Annotated in this window: 12 protein-coding genes; 5 read left to right on the top strand and 7 right to left on the bottom strand. The window is 69.6% G+C overall.

Annotated features, from left to right (window positions below):
• Positions 1-2: 2 nt before the first annotated feature.
• The 3 genes from ABR737_RS19125 to ABR737_RS19115 form a co-directional block, all read right to left on the bottom strand.
• The gene (locus ABR737_RS19125; RefSeq protein ID WP_350251376.1) at positions 3-4,757 is read right to left on the bottom strand and encodes a putative T7SS-secreted protein; all 4,755 of its coding nucleotides are present in this window, start codon (positions 4,755-4,757) and stop codon (positions 3-5) included.
• 106 nt (positions 4,758-4,863) lie between these two features.
• On the bottom strand, positions 4,864-5,481 hold the full coding sequence (locus tag ABR737_RS19120; protein ID WP_350251375.1) for a hypothetical protein: 618 nt from the start codon (positions 5,479-5,481) through the stop codon (positions 4,864-4,866).
• Positions 5,478-5,909, bottom strand: a complete 432-nt coding sequence (locus ABR737_RS19115; RefSeq protein WP_350251374.1) for an SseB family protein — start codon at positions 5,907-5,909, stop codon at positions 5,478-5,480. Before ABR737_RS19115 ends, ABR737_RS19120 begins: the two co-directional genes overlap by 4 nt.
• Positions 5,910-6,273: 364 nt before the next feature.
• Here ABR737_RS19115 and ABR737_RS19110 point away from each other — a divergent pair, with 364 nt between their 5' ends.
• A complete protein-coding gene (locus ABR737_RS19110) occupies positions 6,274-7,038 on the top strand; it encodes a response regulator transcription factor (protein ID WP_350251373.1) in 765 nt (254 codons plus the stop codon).
• Positions 7,039-7,091: 53 nt separating this feature from the next.
• Here ABR737_RS19110 and ABR737_RS19105 read toward each other — a convergent pair whose 3' ends face one another.
• Positions 7,092-7,400, bottom strand: a complete 309-nt coding sequence (locus ABR737_RS19105; protein WP_350251372.1) for a hypothetical protein — start codon at positions 7,398-7,400, stop codon at positions 7,092-7,094.
• Between the two features lie 30 nt (positions 7,401-7,430).
• The gene (locus ABR737_RS19100) at positions 7,431-9,101 is read right to left on the bottom strand and encodes a sodium:solute symporter family protein (RefSeq protein WP_350251371.1); all 1,671 of its coding nucleotides are present in this window, start codon (positions 9,099-9,101) and stop codon (positions 7,431-7,433) included.
• A gap of 283 nt (positions 9,102-9,384) precedes the next feature.
• On the opposite strand from ABR737_RS19100, the gene galT reads away from it, so the two are divergent.
• From galT to ABR737_RS19080, 4 genes are all read left to right on the top strand, one after another.
• Positions 9,385-10,458: a galactose-1-phosphate uridylyltransferase gene (galT, locus tag ABR737_RS19095; RefSeq protein ID WP_350251370.1), complete on the top strand. Its 1,074-nt coding sequence runs from the start codon at positions 9,385-9,387 to the stop codon at positions 10,456-10,458.
• A 20-nt stretch (positions 10,459-10,478) separates the two neighbouring features.
• Positions 10,479-11,468, top strand: coding sequence for a UDP-glucose 4-epimerase GalE (gene galE, locus ABR737_RS19090; protein WP_502964488.1), 990 nt, complete (start codon positions 10,479-10,481; stop codon positions 11,466-11,468).
• The gene (gene galK, locus ABR737_RS19085; protein ID WP_350251369.1) at positions 11,468-12,664 is read left to right on the top strand and encodes a galactokinase; all 1,197 of its coding nucleotides are present in this window, start codon (positions 11,468-11,470) and stop codon (positions 12,662-12,664) included. Before galE ends, galK begins: the two co-directional genes overlap by 1 nt.
• A gap of 270 nt (positions 12,665-12,934) precedes the next feature.
• On the top strand, positions 12,935-13,705 hold the full coding sequence (locus tag ABR737_RS19080; protein WP_336054058.1) for a LuxR C-terminal-related transcriptional regulator: 771 nt from the start codon (positions 12,935-12,937) through the stop codon (positions 13,703-13,705).
• Between the two features lie 94 nt (positions 13,706-13,799).
• Here the strand turns inward: ABR737_RS19080 and ABR737_RS19075 are convergent, their stop codons facing one another.
• On the bottom strand, positions 13,800-15,911 hold the full coding sequence (locus tag ABR737_RS19075) for a beta-galactosidase (RefSeq protein ID WP_350251368.1): 2,112 nt from the start codon (positions 15,909-15,911) through the stop codon (positions 13,800-13,802).
• 83 nt (positions 15,912-15,994) lie between these two features.
• On the bottom strand, positions 15,995-16,798 hold the full coding sequence (locus ABR737_RS19070) for an SDR family NAD(P)-dependent oxidoreductase (protein ID WP_350251367.1): 804 nt from the start codon (positions 16,796-16,798) through the stop codon (positions 15,995-15,997).
• Between the last annotated feature and the right edge of the window lie 227 nt (positions 16,799-17,025).

Genomic DNA, 17,025 nt, shown 5'->3' with positions numbered 1-17,025 from the left:
TCCTAATCTTTCAGCATTTTTTTGAGAACGAGCATACCTCTTGCGCCCGGCGGGATATCCACTCCGCCGGATCTCAATATGTCCACACAGTACGTAACGCAATTGTTGCGCATGAGGCTATAATCGCCAAGCTTTGCGTTGATTGTCCTCAACTGGGCGTCGACCGCGGCGTTCACGTCAGGAACATGGAAGGTGCGTTCGACCACGTTCGGACCGAGGCTTTGAGCGCCTGCCCCAGTTGTGGGAAGACCGTTCGGGCTTCCCACTCCATCCCAGTTTGGGATGATCTGTTCAGTTTCCATGTATCTTCCATTTCCCTCCACTCGGATTGTGGCGTGGTTCATGTCTACATCCCAGCGCACTGTTCCATGCCCAGAGGGAACGCCACTGGATCCTGCCGTTTCGCATAGTTTGAGCCCGAGAGGATCCGTCCAAGTGTGGGGGTTATGAACGTAGGCTCTGGGATTGGGTGCCGGGGCGAGCCCGAGTGGATCCGGGGTGGTGTAACGAGCAGTTTCGGGATCGTAGGAACGGAAATAGTTGTAGTGAAGTTCGGTTTCCGGGTCGAAATATTGTCCGGGAAATCGGAATGGGGTGTAAGCGGTGGCGCCTGTGCTCCAGGCTGTGGCACCCCAGATTGTCGTACGCGTCCGGGAAGCGATGGCCCCGGCCTCGTCGAGTAGTTCAGTGGGCGTCCCGACGAGGTCGGTGACGATAGCGAAAAACCGCTCGTTCACCTCATGTTGCGTGGCGTGGACCGCGCTGCGGCATTCACGCTGAACCAGAGGGGTCAGTCCATGGTGATCCCACGTGAGCGTTGTATGCGAGACGCCGCCGTGGACAAAAGTGGTTTGCTCGCACAGGGTGGTGCCGTCCCAGGCGAAGTCAACCCGCTCAGCGATGCGCTGCCCCTCCTCGGCCATGCGTAGCTTCGCAGTGCGCCGTCCGAATGGATCGTAGAGATAGCGCCAGAGAGCACCATCCGGAGTGGTACACGCAATCAGGCGGTCTTCAGCGTCCCAGGTGTAGCGCCAGGTGTCGGGCTTTCGCGACAAGCGGGCTTTCCGGCGCACTGTTGTCCGGCCGGCGGTGTCGTATTCGTAGCAGACGGTGCCTGCTCGGGTGATCCGTGTACCTGTGTAGGTGCGCTCGCCTCGGGTCTCGGGAGCCAGGTGTCGGTCGGGCCAGGTGGCATGCGTCTGGTTGCCGGCTTCGTCGTAGGCGTAGGACTCTGTCCACTTCCGGGCGGAAACAGTGGTGATCCGGCCGGAAGCATCAAGCTCGAAGTGGCGTGCCCCGTTGAGGTGGTCGTCGATGCCGGTGAGGTAGCCATCCGCACGGTAGGTGTAGGCACGGTGCTGGACGGTGTGCGCAGTCGCGGTGATGTGTTGGTCGGTGAGGCGGCCAAGAGTGTCGTAGGTGTGAGTGAAGGTAATGTCGCCGAGGGTGCGGGACAGTTCTTGGCCTAGAGCATCGCGTGTGAACGTGATGCTGCGACCCCCGGCGTTCAGGCCAGTCTCTCGCCCCGCAGCGTCGTACGTCCAGGTGGTGACCGCTCCAGTGGGGGTGGTGCGGGAGGTGCGGCGGCCCAGGGCGTCGTATGTGAACGTCATGGTGCGGCCGTTGACCGTCTCGGACGTGACGCGGCGCAAGATGTCGTGGGTATAGGTGACGGTGGCGTCGTGGTTGGCGGCCTGGTGGAGATTACCTGAGGTGTCGTGGGTGTAGGTGGTGACAAGACCCGCGACGTTCTTTTCGGTGATGCGGCCGAGGGGGTCGCGGGTGTAGGTGGTGACTTCGCCCAGGGCGTTGGTGCGGGTGGCGAGCCGACCGACCGGGTCGTGGGTGTAGGTAAGGGCTCGGTCGTCGAAGTCCGATTCGGAGACCAGGCGGCCAGCACCGTCGTAGGTGTAGTTCCAGGTCAGGCCCTGAGGGTTGGTGACGTGGGTGAGGCGTAGTTCCGTGTCGTGGTGGAACTCGTGGCGGACGCCGTCAGGGTCGGTGCGGGCCGTCAGCAGGTCGAAGTGGGTGTATTCGAAGCGGGTGGTCTGGCCGAGGGTGTCGGTGTGGGTGAGGCGGTTGCCCTCACCGTCGTACGTCCACTCCTCGGTGGCGCCGGACGCATCGATGCGGGCCGCGAGTTTTCCCTCGACGGTCCACACCATGTGGGTGGTCTCGCCCAGGGGGTCAGTGATGGAGGTGACGCGGCCGAACGCGTCACGGCGGTAGTGGGTGGTGGCGCCGAGTGGGTCCGTGACGGAGAGGGGGAGGCCCGCCCCGTCGCAGTAGAGGCGCGTTGTGTTGTCGAGAGCATCCGTGATGGAGGCGATGCTGCCTAGTGCGTCGTGGGTGTAGGTGGTGGTGGCGCCAGCCGGGTCAGTGGTGGAGCTGCGGTTGCCGTTGGCGTCGTAGGTGTGGGTCCAGGTGGCGCCGTCGGGACCGGTGGTGCTGATCGGGTTGCCGTTGGCGTCGTAGGTGGTGGTGGAGGTGGCGCCGTCAGGGAGGATGACCGCGGTGGGGCGGCTCTCGTCGTCGTAGGTGAAGCGGGTGGTACGGCCCAACGGGTCGGTGGTGGATAGGACTCGGTGCTTGGTATCGCGGACCGTGCGGGTGGTGGAGCCGGTGGGGTCGGTCTCCGCGACGATCTGGTGTCGTTCGTTGACCTCGTAGCGGGTGACGTCGCCCTGGGAGTTGTGGAGCAGGTTGGTGCGCAGGCCTGTTTCAGGGTTGGGGTCGCCCCAGGTGAAGTGGGCGCGCAGGTGGCCTTCGATTCCGCCCTGTGACGTGCAACGATCCTGGTCGTCGTAGACGTAGGTGTAGCTGCTGCTGTTGGTGTCGGTCCAGGACGTGATGCGGCCGTGCTCGTCGTAGGTGAAGTGAACGGGGAGGCCGGTGGAGTTTGTGGTGGTGATGAGGGTGCCGGCGTCGTCATAGCCGTACGTCATAAGGAGCTGGTCGGAGCCGTCGGGGGCTGCGCCGGCGAGGTGGAGGGCGGTGACGCGGCCTTCGTCGGTGGTGAGCAGGAGGCGGTAGCCGGCGCTGTGGGTGATGGCGGCGGGGGTGCCGTCTTCGGTGTAGTCGAAGGTGTGGTGGTTGCCGTGGCGGTCAGATATCTCGTCGAGGACGGCGAGGTCTTCGGTGTAGGTGGTGAAGTAGCGGCGTGTGCCGGTGACCGGGTCGGTGAGGAGGTAGTCGCCGTCCGGGGTGCGCTCCAGGGGGTGGCCGTCGCCCTCGGTGGGGAGGGTGGCCACGCCTACGGCCGGGTGCGGGTAGAGGAGGAAGTTGCCCTCCTCGCCGATGAGGATGACCCCCTCGGCGTCGATCTCCAGCCGCTGGTCGACGGTGCTCATCCACGTCGGGCCGAACCAGCGGCCGGTGCGGTAGGACGACTCGAAGGTGCGGGTGAAGGTGAGGGGGAGGCTGCCGGGGAGGGTGATGTCGGTCTGCGGCAGGATCATCCGGCCGGTGGCCATGTCGATGGGGTCGTTGCCGAAGGTCTTGCACCAGGCGGTACGAGCCCGGTCAAGGACGGTGCGCTTGCCACCGTCCTTGACGGCTGTCCGTGCGGCCCCCTTGACCGCGCTCTTGGCTCCCCCCTTCACCATGCCCTTGCCGATGGCGCCGACGCCCTTGCCCCCGATGACGTTGGCGATGACTGTCCCGGTTGAATCCCATGGGTCGCTGCCCCAGCCGTCGCCGAGCATCCCCTTGACCATGCGGCCGGGGTGGGCGGCGGAACTGGCCAGGCCGAGGCCGGTTTTGGCGACGTTGGCCAGGTACACATGGGGGTGGGCGAGGTTGTACGGCTCCGCCGGGTTCAGCGTGCGGGCCAGATTGACTGTTTCGACGAAGCCCTTGCCGATACCACCGACGACATGCATCAGGTTCATGCTGCCGGCCGCGAGGCCGTCGACGGTGTCGAGGGATGCCTCAGTGGTGAACTTCGGTGCCTGTGGAGCGTGCTCCAGGGCGCCCTTGAGGGCGTGCTGTGCCTTCGCGGCCGCCTCGTTGCGCTGGCTGCGGGCGTTCTTGAGCATTTCCATGGCTGCCTCGCGGCCATGGTCACCGGGGTCGACGAAGTCGCCGGGATCGTCGGGCTTGGGCCCAGGGTCGGAGCCCTGGTCCACCGCGGCGTTATAGGCCTTGGCCTTCGCCTTGTACGTATCGACCTTGTGGCGGTGGGCGTCGTACGCCTTCTTGCTCTTGGCCTCGGCCGCCTCCCACGCGTCGATGGCCGACTGCGCCTTCTTCTGCGCCCAGGAGACCGTCTCCGCGTACGAATCGAGGGCCTTCCACGCCGACTCACAGGCATCCGCGGTGCGCATCCACTGCTTGGGGTGCGCGTCGAACTTCTCGTGGAAGCTGTCGGCGGCCTTCCCCTTCCAGGATCCGGCGTCCAGTTTGCGGATCCCCTGGCCGACGCGTTCGAAGGCCGCGTAGAAGTCCTTCAGGTGCGCGGCGGATTCATTGATCTTCGCGACGTCGCCGTGGACCAGTTCCTTGGGATCGTCACTCTCGCCCAGCTGCCGCTCAGCGACCTGCGCGCCCAGCGCATCCGCGACATCGTCACCGGCCGAGCGGACGGACTTGGCCGCGCCCTCCGCACCGAAGGCGTCGAGAACGTCGGCGGTCTTGTCCGTGGTGTAGTCGACGGCCTCGCCGGCCGCCTCCTTTGCGCCATCGACGGCATTGCCGATCTTGTCGGCAGTGGAATTGATGCCGTCCTTGACGTCCCCGAGAATGTCGCCGAGGCCCATCGGTTCTTACCCCCAGTGGTGCTGTGCAGCAGCGGATGTGCAGCAGTCAACGTGCGATGACCAACGTGCAGTGGTCGATGTGCAGTAGTGGTTGTGCGACGGAGATTCAGGATCCGTCGTGGTCGTTGGCCTGCGCCTGGCTGTCGCGGGACCATTTCAGCGGCCGCATGGCCCAGTTGTGGTCCGCGTCGCCGGCCCACTTGGACGTTCTGAAGTCCTCGCCCGTCTGGTGCGCCGCTTGCTTGACTTCCTGAAACGCCTTGAGGGACCTGGCCGAGGTGGGGTCCCAGTCCGCGTCGTCGAACTGGGTGATGGCGTTGTCGTCGCGGACCTGCTCCCACGTCCGGTGCTTCAGCCGTTCCTCCGTCATCGTCGGGTCCCCCATCAGCAAGGCATTCGCCCCGACCTTCAGGGTCGTCGAAACGTACTGCTCCTGCTCGTGATAAAGCCCGGCCGTCAGATCAAGACGGCGCGCGAATTCGTTGGCCTCATGGATGAGCAGGCGAACGCCCCAGCCCCAGCGCTCACAGTACGAATCGAATACGGAGCTCACACCGGCGTGTCCGCTCTCCATACCGGAGAGAGCCAGCTTGTCGAATCCCTGCCCGAGTTGGGCGCTGGTGTCGAAGCCCAGTTCCTTCAGTTCCGCGATCGCATCATGGATGCCCTTGGTGACCTGCTTCAGGGCGGCCGGATCGAGCTCGTAGCCCTCCACGGATGTCATGCCGCACCCCCGGCCAGGGGCGTACCTAGTCCGCTTTCGACTGGGCCCGGCTCGGCGAGATCGACCGCCACGGAGTCCGGGACGATGCCGCTGACCGGCGGAAATACCATCACCTGCTCGCTGCCCGCGTCCAGCACCACGCCCGCAGGGCCCTCGATGGCGGGGATGACGACATCCAGGAGACGCGCACCGACCGTGCGGACGTAGGGCAGCTCGGTCTCGGGGCCGGCGCCCCGCGACGCGGCGAAGTGGGCCAGTTCCTCCTCGTCGGAGAAGGCATACAACCAACGAATACCGGTCAACTCGGCCGACATGAGAGAGTCATTGACAAGCGGCACCAATACCGATGTCCGCCGCAACTCACCCACCAGGGCGGCCGGATTCGGATGTCCTGCGTGAGCCGCCGCTACTTCGTCGGTCAATGACATGACGGAGCTCTCCTCCCCCGATTTCCGCTCAACTACCGAACCCACTTTCGCATACGGCAATGACAGTGACGGTGCCGGCAAAGGCACTTCGGTGGAAACCGGCCACTGGTTCTTTGTGGCTTCAACAAGGTTGAGTGTCTTGCACCCGGGCCAAGTGCCCCCGCCTGCCCCGCCCGGTGAGTCGAACCGACGGCCCGCCCCCGCCCCCAACAGCAGCAACCGGCCCAGATTGGCCGGGATTCCAGCATTCCGGGGGCTTCTTCCCGGTAGGGGGCGCGGTATTGCAGCCGAGCGTGTAGCTTCCCGGGGACGAGCGGCCCGGTAGGGGTCGCGCCGGGCCCGCCGGGGTGGAGGGGGTTGCTCGATGGGCGTGCGGCTCATGGTGGTGGACGATCATCGTCTGCTCGCGGAGGCGCTCGCCTCGGCGCTGAAGCTGCGCGGGCACCGCGTCCTGGCGGCGGCCGCGCCGAGCGCCGGGGCCGCGGAGCTGGTGGTGAGCCGGGCGCCCGAGGTGTGCCTGCTGGGGACTGCCGCACCGGCCCGTCCCGGCGCCTTCGACCCGGTCGTACGGATCAAGAAGGAGCGGCCGCAGGTCGCTGTGGTGGTGCTGGGGCCGGTCCCCAGCCCGCGCGGGATCGCCGCCGCCTTCGCGGCCGGGGCCTCCGGGTACGTCCGTAACGATGAGCGGATCGAGGGTGTGGAGCGCGCCATGATGAAGGCGCGGGCGGGGGAGGCGGCGGTGGCGCCGCAGTTGTTGCAGCAGGCCTTCGAGGAGTTGCTGCACCCCGCGGCGCAGCCGGACGACGAGGGGGCGCGGCTGCTGGAACTGCTCACCCCGCGCGAGGTCGAGGTCTTGATGCGGGTCGCGGACGGCGAGGACACGCGGCTGATCGCGGCGGGGATGGACATTGCGCCGAGTACGGCGCGTACGCATGTGCAGCGGGTGCTGATGAAGCTGGAGGTGGGGTCACGGCTGGAGGCTGCGGCCCTGGCGGCGCGCACCGGGCTGCTGGACCGGGCGGCGGGCGGACGCGCCGCGCGTGCCTCGGTGGCGGGGACGGGGACGGGGACAGCGGAGGGGGCCACGGTGGGGCCGGATCAGGACGATCCGGCCCCGTCCCCGCAGTAACAACGCCCGGTTCAGGACGATCCGGCCCCGTCCCCGCAGTCACAACACCCGGTTCAGCCCTCCGCGGGCCCCTCCTCGATTCCCGCCTGCAGTTCCTCCGCCGTCGGCGGGACGGCCGGTCGCAGCTTCAGCCAGATGAGGAAGAAGAGGCCGAGGGCGAGCATGCCCAGGCCCGTCCACAGGTTGATGTTGATGTCCTGGGCCTTCTTGAGGTCCGCGTCCGAGGCCGTCAGGCCGGCGATGGTGACGATCACCCCGTAGACGACGAACAGGCCGCCGATGATGCGCCGTACGTCGAAGAGCCGCGCGGCGGTCGCCGACTCGCGCTCCAGCTCCTCGACCTCGTGCTGGTAGTCACTCATGGTGCGTCAACTCCGCTGGTTCAGGCAGGTTCAGAAGGAGAACGGGATGTAGCAGACGGCGGCGAGGGCGACCGCGCCCCAGCCCAGCAGGGCCGGCTTGCGGTACCACGCGTCGTCGCCCTCGGCCGGCAGTTCCTCCATGCCGGGAGACCGTGAGCCGTAGACCAGGCCGGCCAGCGACGCGGCCGGCTTGGGCTTGGTGATCAGGGTGACGAGCACCATCACCAGCGCGCCGACCACGAACGCCACGATCGAGGAGACGAAGTTGGCGCCCTGCTCGGAGGGGATCGCGATGATGCCCTGCTTGTAGAGCCAGAAGTAGTTGACCATCGCGGCGACCGTGCCGGAGAGCAGGCCCCAGAAGCCGGCCGCTGCGCTGGTCCGCTTCCAGAACATGCCGATGATGAAGACGACGAACAGGGGCACGTTGAAGAAGGAGAACAGCGTCTGGAGGTAGTTCATGATGTTGCTGAAGGACGAGGCGATGAAGGCCGTGCCCATGCCGATCAGCACGCCGACCGCGGTGACCACGCGTCCGGTCTTGAGGTAGTAGCGGTCCTCGCGGCCCTTCTTGAGGTACGCCGCCCAGATGTCGTTGGTGAAGACCGTGTTGAAGGACGAGACGTTGGCGGCCATGCCCGCCATGAACGCCGCCAGCAGACCGGTGACCGCGATGCCCAGTACGCCGTTGGGCAGCAGGTCCCGCATCAGCACCGGGATCGCGTCGTTGTACTGCAGCCCGTCCTTGGACTTGCCCAGCGTCGGCTCCATGACCAGCGCGATCAGACCGGGGACGACCACCACCAGCGGGATGAAGATCTTGGGGAAGGCGGCGATCAGCGGGGTGCGCTTGGCGGCGGAGAGGTTCTTCGCGGACAGTGCGCGCTGCACCTCGGCGAAGTTGGTGGTCCAGTAGCCGAAGCTCATCACGAAGCCGAGGCCGAGGACGATGGTGAGCCAGTTCGCGCCGAGCGGGTTGGCCTCGCCGATGCCGGTGCCCTTCCAGGCGGTCAGGAAGGCGTCGCCGTGTGAGGAGTTGAGGGAGCTGGTCAGGCCGTCCCAGCCGCCGACACGCTTGAGGCCGACGATGGTCAGCGGTATCAGAGCGGCGAGGATGACGAAGAACTGCAGCACCTCGTTGTAGATCGCCGAGGACAGGCCGCCGATGGTGATGTACGCCAGGACGAAGACGCCGGCGATGACGATCGCGACCCACTGCGGCCAGCCGAGCAGCGCCTGCAGCACGATCGCCATGGCGTAGAGGTTCACGCCGGCGATCAGCACGGAGGAGATGGCGAAGATGACCGAGGAGAGGAGATGGGAGGAGGGCCCGAAGCGGTGCAGCAGGAATTCGGGCACCGAGCGGACCTTGGAGCCGTAGTAGAACGGCATCATCACCAGACCCAGGAAGACCATCGCCGGGATGGCGCCGATCCAGTACCAGTGCACGGTGTAGGCCCCGTACTGCGCACCGTTGGCGGCCATGCCGAGGATCTCGGTGGCGCCGAGGTTGGCGGCGACGAAGGCGAGGCCGGTGACCCAGGCAGGCAGCGACCGCCCGGAGAGGAAGAAGTCCAGGCTCGTCTTCACGCTGCGTTTGGCCGCGAATCCGATGCCGAGGACGACGACGAAGTAGATGGCCAGGATCGTGTAATCGAGCCCGTTTGTGGGGAGCCGTAGCCCCTCGGCCAGAGTGATCATGGGCGACTCATTTCGCGGGGGTCCGGGAGCACGGCCCCCGGCGGACACATCTTTGTGCGATCGGAACGCACAAAAAGCTACGCGCGGACCTCGGGAAACTGAATACTTTTGTTTGGTTCAGTTGCGCTTTCGTGATCGGGGTGAGTGGAATGCCGGGAATGTCTGCCCGCACGTCGCCCCGTATGCCGCCCTGCAAGCGCCCGCGCGCCCGGCGTTGACGCGGCTGTTTAGTTGTGCTTCATTGTGTTTGTTTGTGTTTGCTCGGAGGGTGAGGAGAGCTCCCGTGAAGAAGACGTCGACCCGGCTCGCGGACGGCAGGGAGCTCATCTACTACGACGCGCGCGACGACGTCGTACGCGACGCGGTCGACCGGCGTCCCCTCGACCCCGTGGCCACCGCCTCCGAGATCCGCCACGACCGGCTCCTCGGCGACCATGTCGCCATCGCCTCGCACCGCCAGGCCCGCACCTACCACCCCCCGGCCGACGAGTGCCCGCTGTGCCCCTCGCGCGAAGGCCGCTGCTCCGAGATCCCCGCCGCCGACTACGACGTCGCCGTCTTCGAGAACCGCTTCCCCTCCCTCGCCGGCGACAGCGGCCGCTGCGAGGTCGTCTGCTTCACCTCCGACCACGACGCCTCCTTCGCCGACCTCACCGAGGAGCAGGCCGCCCTGGTCCTGGAGGCGTGGACCGACCGCACCGCTGAGCTCTCCCAGCTCCCCGGCGTGGAGCAGGTCTTCTGCTTCGAGAACCGCGGCGCCGAGATCGGTGTCACCCTCGGCCACCCGCACGGCCAGATCTACGCCTACCCCTTCGTCACCCCGCGCACCGAGCGCATGCTCACCTCGCTCGCCGCCCACCGCACGGCCACCGCGGGGGGCAACCTCTTCGACGAGGTGGTCGCGGGCGAGCTCGCCGACGGCCGCCGGATCGTCCTCGAAGGCGAGCACTGGGTGGCGTTCGTCCCCTACGCCGCCCACTGGCCCTACGAGGTGCACCTCTACCCCAAGCGCCGGGTCCCCGACCTGCTCGCCCTCGACGAGGCCGCGCGCACAGAGTTCCCACAGATCTATCTGGAAGTCTTGCGGCGCTTCGACCGGATCTTCGACACGGGGACGAGCCCGGGGCCCGGGGCGGCCGGCGCCGCCCGCACGCCGTATATCGCCGCCTGGCACCAGGCGCCGCTGCGCGCCGGGAACCGGGAGGATTTCGCACTGCACCTCGAGCTTTTCACCATCCGCCGCACTTCCGGCAAGCTGAAGTTTCTCGCGGGTTCCGAATCCGGCATGAATGTGTTCATCAATGATGTGCCGCCGGAGGCCGCGGCCGAGCGACTGCGAGAGGTAGCGAGCAAGTGAGTCAGCGAGCGATCCAGCAAGTGAGCAAGAAGTACCTGGTCACGGGCGGTGCTGGGTATGTCGGAAGCGTCGTTGCGGCGCATCTGCTGCAGGCCGGTCACGAGGTGACCGTGCTGGACGACCTGTCCACCGGCCACCGCGAGGGCATCCCCGCCGGCGCCCGCTTCATCGAGGGCCGCATCCAGGACGCCGCGAAGTGGCTCGACCCCTCGTATGACGCGGTGCTCCACTTCGCCGCCTTCTCCCAGGTCGGCGAGTCCGTCGTGGACCCCGAGAAGTACTGGCGCAACAACGTCGGCGGCACCATGGACCTGCTCGCGGCGATGCGCGACGCCGGTGTCCGCACCCTCGTCTTCTCCTCCACCGCCGCCACCTACGGCGAGCCGGCCGCCACCCCGATCACCGAGTCCGCCGAGACCGCGCCCACCAGCCCGTACGGCGCCAGCAAGCTCGCCGTCGACCACATGATCAGCGGGGAGGCGGCGGCCCACGGCCTGGCCGCGGTCTCGCTGCGCTACTTCAACGTCGCCGGCGCCTACGGCAGCTGCGGCGAGCGCCACGACCCCGAGTCGCACCTCATCCCGCTCGTCCTCCAGGTCGCCCAGGGCAAGCGCGAGGCGATCTCCGTCTACGGCGACGACTACCCCACCCCCGACGGCACCTGCGTACGCGACTACATCCATGTCGCCGACCTCGCCGAGGCCCACCTCCTCGCCCTCGACGCTGCCACCGCCGGCGAGCACTTGATCTGCAACCTCGGCAACGGCAACGGCTTCTCCGTCCGCGAGGTCATCGAGACCGTCCGCAAGGTCACCGGGCACCCCATCCCCGAGATCGCCGCCCCGCGCCGCGGCGGCGACCCCGCCGTGCTGGTGGCCTCCGCCCGGACCGCCATCGACCGCCTCGGCTGGCGCCCCAGCCGCGCCGACCTCGCCGGAATCGTCACCGACGCCTGGCAGTTCGCCCAGAACCTCGACCGGGACCACCACAACTCACCACAGGGGACCTGATGACCGCTCACGGAGCCGCCACCCCGGCCACCGAGCGCCCGCACGGCGCTCAGCACACCGCGGCGGCATTCGCCGCGGTGTACGGCGCCGCCCCCACGGGCACCTGGGCGGCGCCCGGCCGGGTCAACCTGATCGGTGAACACACCGATTACAACGACGGCTTCGTGATGCCGCTCGCCCTTCCGCACACCACCCTCGCCGCCGCCTCGGCCCGCACCGACGGGGTGCTGCGGCTGCACTCCGGCGGCGCCGACGGCGGCATCGTCGAACTGCGCGTCGACGAGCTGCGTCCGGCGCCCCAGGCGGGCTGGGCCGCCTACCCGGCCGGTGTGGTCTGGGCGATGCGGGAGGCCGGCCTGCCGGTCGGCGGCGCGGACCTGCACTACGACAGCACGGTGCCCACCGGCGCCGGACTCTCCTCCTCCGCCGCCCTGGAGGTCGTCACCGCGCTGGCGCTGAACGATCTCTACGCGCTCGGCCAGGAGCCGCAGCGACTGGCCCAGCTCGCCCAACGGGCCGAGAACGCCTTTGTCGGCGTGCCCTGCGGGATCATGGACCAGACCGCCGCGGCCTGCTGCACCGACGGCCATGCCCTCTTCCTCGACAGCCGCGATCTCACCCGCCGTCAGATCCCTTTCGACCTGGCGGGGGAGGGGCTGCGGCTCCTCGTCGTGGACACCCGGGTGAAGCACGAACTGGGGGACGGCGCATACGCGGAGCGGCGCGCCGGTTGTGAGCGTGGCGCGCGGGCGCTCGGCGTGCGAGCCCTGCGCGATGTGCCGTACGCGCATCTGCCCGGGGCGCTGGCCAGGCTGGCCGACGACCCCGTCACCCGGCCCCTGGTCCGGCACATCGTCACCGAGAACCACCGGGTCGAAGAGGTCGTCGCGCTGCTCGACTCGGGCCGCACCCGCGCCATCGGCCCGCTGCTGACGGCCGGGCACGCCTCGCTGCGCGACGACTTCAAGATCTCCTGCCGGGAACTCGACCTCGCCGTCGACACCGCCAACGCGGCGGGCGCCCTCGGGGCCCGGATGACCGGCGGCGGCTTCGGCGGCTCGGCGATCGTGCTCGTCGAGGAGGCCGGTGCCCCCGCCGTCGGCGCCGCGGTCACCCAGGCCTTCGCGGCGGCAGGCCATGCCGCCCCGCGGATCTTCGGGGCCGTCCCGAGCGCGGGAGCACACCGCGTCGAGTAGGGCGTGCGGGGCGGCGCGCGGCCACCGGGCGGGCGCCGAACGGCCCGGGTGGAGGGGCAGTTTCGCCAATCACCTTCCCTTGCCGCAACCCGTCCGTACGCTGGGACCCTGCACCGGTGGGGGCCGGTGCCGATCAGGGGGCGAGACCGTTCGGGTACGGCGCCCGGGGTGGGGTAGTCATGTCGGCACGGCGGCGGCCGTGCGGCTGAGGCGATCTTCAATCCGGGCGTCGTGCCCGCTATGGTCCGTTCACCGAGACAGGGGGTCTCTGTGCAACGCATCCGGGTTCTGGTGGTCGACGACCACCGCATCTTCGCCGAATCCCTGGCGGCCGCGCTCGCCGCGGAACAGGACGTGGACGTAGCGGCCGCGGGCAGCGCCCCCGCGGCGCTGCGCAATCTGGACCGGGCGGTCACCGACGGCCGCCGGTTCGACGTGCTGCTCGCCGACGCGGACCTCGCCGCGCCGCTGCTCGCGGTGCCCGCGCAGGGAGCGCCGCGCGACGCGGTGCCGCGCGCCGTGCCGCGGGACGGCATCGCGCTGGTCTCCGGCCTGCGCACCAGCCATCCGTATCTGCGCACCGTCGTCCTCGCCGACCGCGACGACCCGCGCCGCGCGGCCGCCGCGCTGCAGGCCGGCGCCTCCGGCTGGGTCGCCAAGGACTGCTCGCTCTCCCGGCTGCTCGCCGTCATCCGCGGCGTGCTCCGCGACGAGACGCATCTGCCGCCCGCGCTGCTGACCGGTGTGCTGCGGGAGCTGACGGCGGCCCGCAAGCACCGCTCCGAGAGCGAACGGCTGGTGGAGTCGCTGACCCCGCGCGAGCGCGAGGTGCTGCGCTGCATGGTGGCCGGCCTGGGCCGCAAGGCGGTCGCCGAGCGGCTGTTCCTCTCGCCGCACACGGTCCGCACCCATATGCAGAACGTGCTCGGCAAGCTCGGGGTGCACTCCACCCTCGCGGCCGTCGCGCTGGCCCGCCGGGCCGGGGTCGGCCCGGTCGAACTGGAGGCGGCGGCCGCGGCGGCCTCGGTGCCGGTGCCGTGAGGGGCTGAGGGCCGGAGGGGCTGAGGACCGGCGGGAGGCCTCGCGAGGGCGCGCGAGCGTTGCCGGAGCGCCGCTCGCGCACAGAAGCGCTGCCTTACGCGCCGGGCTCGGTCAGTACGGCCACGCCCCGGGGCCCCAGCATGACCCGGTCGACGGCCCGGGGACCGGCCGCCCTGCCCCCGCCCGCGCCCTCGCCCGCGCCCGTCCCGCCCGTGCCCCCGCCCGTACCCTCGCCCGCCCCGTCCACCGCCGCCAGCGCCTCCCGCATCGGCCCCGGCAGCACGGCCTCCACGGCCTCGGCCCCGTGGTTGAGCAGGAAGAGATACCGCCCGCCGGCGCCCTCGCGGACGGTGGCCTGGACGCCCGCCGGCAGCCCCGGCAGTACGGGCGTGACCCCGGCCGCCGCCCGTACGTCGTCCAGCAGGGCCCGCATCAGCGCCGGTTCGAGCCGGGTGCCCACGTACCAGACCGTGCCCCGCCCGTAGGCGTGCCGGGTCACCGCGGGCCGCCCGGCGAGGTCCCCGTCCGTGAAGCGGGCAAGCACCTCGGCCCCTTCGAGGTCGATGGCCTCCGACCACAGATCCGCCCGCCCCGTATACGTTCCCCGCAGCTCTCCACCGCGCCCGGGCAGGACGGCGCCGCCCTCGCCGACGCCCACCGACCGGCCCTCGTCCAGCGGCCAGAACTCCTCCACCCGCAGCCCCAGCAGCTCCCGCAGCGGCCCCGGATACCCGCCCGGGTGCACCCGGTCGTGCGCGTCGACGATCCCCGAGAAGAACGACACCACCAGCTGCCCACCGTCGCGCACATAGGCGGTCAGCCGCTCGGCGTCGTCCGCGGTGAGCAGATACAGATTGGGCGCCACGACCAGCCGGTAGCCGGACAGGTCACGCTGCGGCGCGACCACATCGCAGGCCACGCCCGCCTCGAACAGCGGCCGGTAATGATCCAGCGCGATCCGCGAGTGGTCCAGCGCAGTAGACGGCTTCGAGTCCAGCTCCAAAGCCCACCAGCTGTGCCAGTCCGCCAGCAGCGCCACCGAGGCCCGTGACCGGGTCCCCTCGATGCCCGGCAGCGACGCCAGCTCCCGCCCCAGATCCGCCACTTCGCGGAAGACACGGGTGTCGGTCCCGCCGTGCGGCAGCATCGCCGAGTGGAACTTCTCCGCGCCGCCCAGCGACTGCCGCCACTGGAAGAACAGCACCGCGTCCGCGCCCTGTGCGACGGCCTGCCAGCTCCACAGCCGCATCGCGCCGGGCGGCTTGGGGCCGTTGCGGGGCCGCCAGTTGACCGCGCCCGGCGCCTGTTCCAGCAGCATCCAGGGCTGCCCGGAGCGCGCCGAGCGCATCAGGTCGAAGACATAGCCGGCCCGGATGTGGTCGTCGGGCGCGTACGGGTCCTGGTAGAAGTCCAGCGCCATCGCGTCCATATGGGCGGACCAGGCGAAGGCGTCGACGGGCTTGTGCTGCGGCATCAGATTGGTGGTGACCGGAATCCGGGGGGTCAGGCGCTCCAGCACCTCCTTTTCGGCCAGATAGCAGGCGCGCAGGGCCGCGTCGCCGAAGCGCAGATAGTCCAGCTGCTGGGCGGGGTTGGGGAAGGTGGGCGCGGTGCGGGGCGGCAGCACCTCGTCGAAGTCGCCGTAGGCCTGCGACCAGAAGGCCGTCGACCAGGCGGCGTTGAGCGCGTCGATGTCCCCGTAGCGTGCGCGCAGCCAGCGCCGGAAGTCGTCGGCCGACACGTCGCAGTAGCACTGGCGGGTGTGGCACCCGTATTCGTTGCCGACGTGCCAGAGGGCCAGCGCCGGGTGTCCGGCGTAGCGGGCGGCGAGCTGTTCGACGAGGCGTACGGCGTGTGCGCGGTAGACGGGGCTGGAGGGACAGTAGTGCTGCCGCCCGCCGGGCCAGCGGCGCCGCCCGTCGGCGTCCTCGGGCAGGATCTCGGGGTGTGCACGGGAGAGCCACGGCGGGGGCGAGGCGGTCATGGTGGCCAGGCAGACGTCGATCCCGGCGCCCGCCAGACCGTCCATGACACGATCGAACCAGCCGAAGTCCCAGGCCCCGGGCCGGGGTTCGACCTTGGCCCAGGAGAAGATCCCGGCGGTGACCATGGTGACGTGGGCCGCCTTCATCAGCTTCAGATCTTCGGCCCACACCTCCTCGGGCCACTGCTCGGGGTTGTAGTCGCCGCCGAAATGGATGCCCATGGATCCCCCTACGGATCGAACGGATCCCCCTGCGGATCGAAGCCCGGGCGGGGCGCCGCGGCCGCGCGGTCAGCGGGACCGGCTCACGAAGAGTTCTTGTACACGCTCCAGCCCCCGTCGACGACGAGGCTCGCGCCCGTGACGAAGGATGCCTCGGGGGAGAGCAGGAAGGCGATGGCGGCGGCGACCTCCTCGGGCCGCCCCAGCCGCCGCGCCGCCGTCTGTGCGGCGCTGGCCCGCCGTTCCTCCTCGCCGATGCCGTCCCAGGCCGCCGTCAGTACGGGGCCCGGCAGCACGCTGTTGACCCGGACCTCCGGCCCGTATTCGACGGCCAGTTGACGCCCCAGCCCGGTCAGCCCGGCCTTGGCCGCGGCGTACGCGGGCCGCCCCGGCAGCCCGATCAGCGCATGCACCGACGAGGTCAGCACCACCGCGCCATGGCGCGCCCGCAGGTCCTCCAGGGCGGCGCGCACGCCGAGGAAGGAGCCGGTGAGATTGACCGCGAGCTGCCGGTCCCAGTCCGCGAGCGGGGTCTGTCCCGCGGCCGCCACATACGGCAGGAAGGCATTGCTGACCAGCCCGTCCACCGGACCGTAGCGCCGCCGTGCCGCCTCGACCGCCCGCCGCCAGTCGTCCTCGCCCGCCACATCGCAGTGCTCGTACGAGGCATGGCCGCCGGCCGCCCGGATCCGCCGCGCGGTGTGTTCGCCGCGCGCGTCGTCGATGTCCAGCAGCAGCACGCCGGCCCCCTCGGCCGCCAGCCGGTCGGCGGTGGCCGCCCCGATCCCGGCGGCGGCACCGGTCACCAGGACCGTACGGCCCTCGAACCGCTTGCCGTTCGGGCCGTTCGGGCCGTTCGCCGGGTGCGATGCGCGCTGCTGGCTCATGGCGCGATCCAAGCCCACGAGACGAGCGGCGGGCAAGGGGACGGGGGAGGAGAGGGGGAGCAGAGGGGCGCGTGCGGATTCAGGGGGCGCGCGTGAGTTGCATGCACGTCAGCAAAAAATGCGGTGTGCGCGGGGCTCCGTGCGGGTGGGCTTCCGTATGCGGCCCGGGGGGCGTGGGTCTCCGGATGCCCGGCCGGGCCTCGACGACAGGACCCAGCCCCGGCACT

Origin of the sequence: Streptomyces sp. Edi2, assembly GCF_040253635.1 — a bacterium.
Taxonomy (GTDB): Bacteria; Actinomycetota; Actinomycetes; order Streptomycetales; family Streptomycetaceae; genus Streptomyces.
Note: the sequence above shows the minus strand (reverse complement) of the source record. Positions and strands in the feature narration are given on the sequence as shown.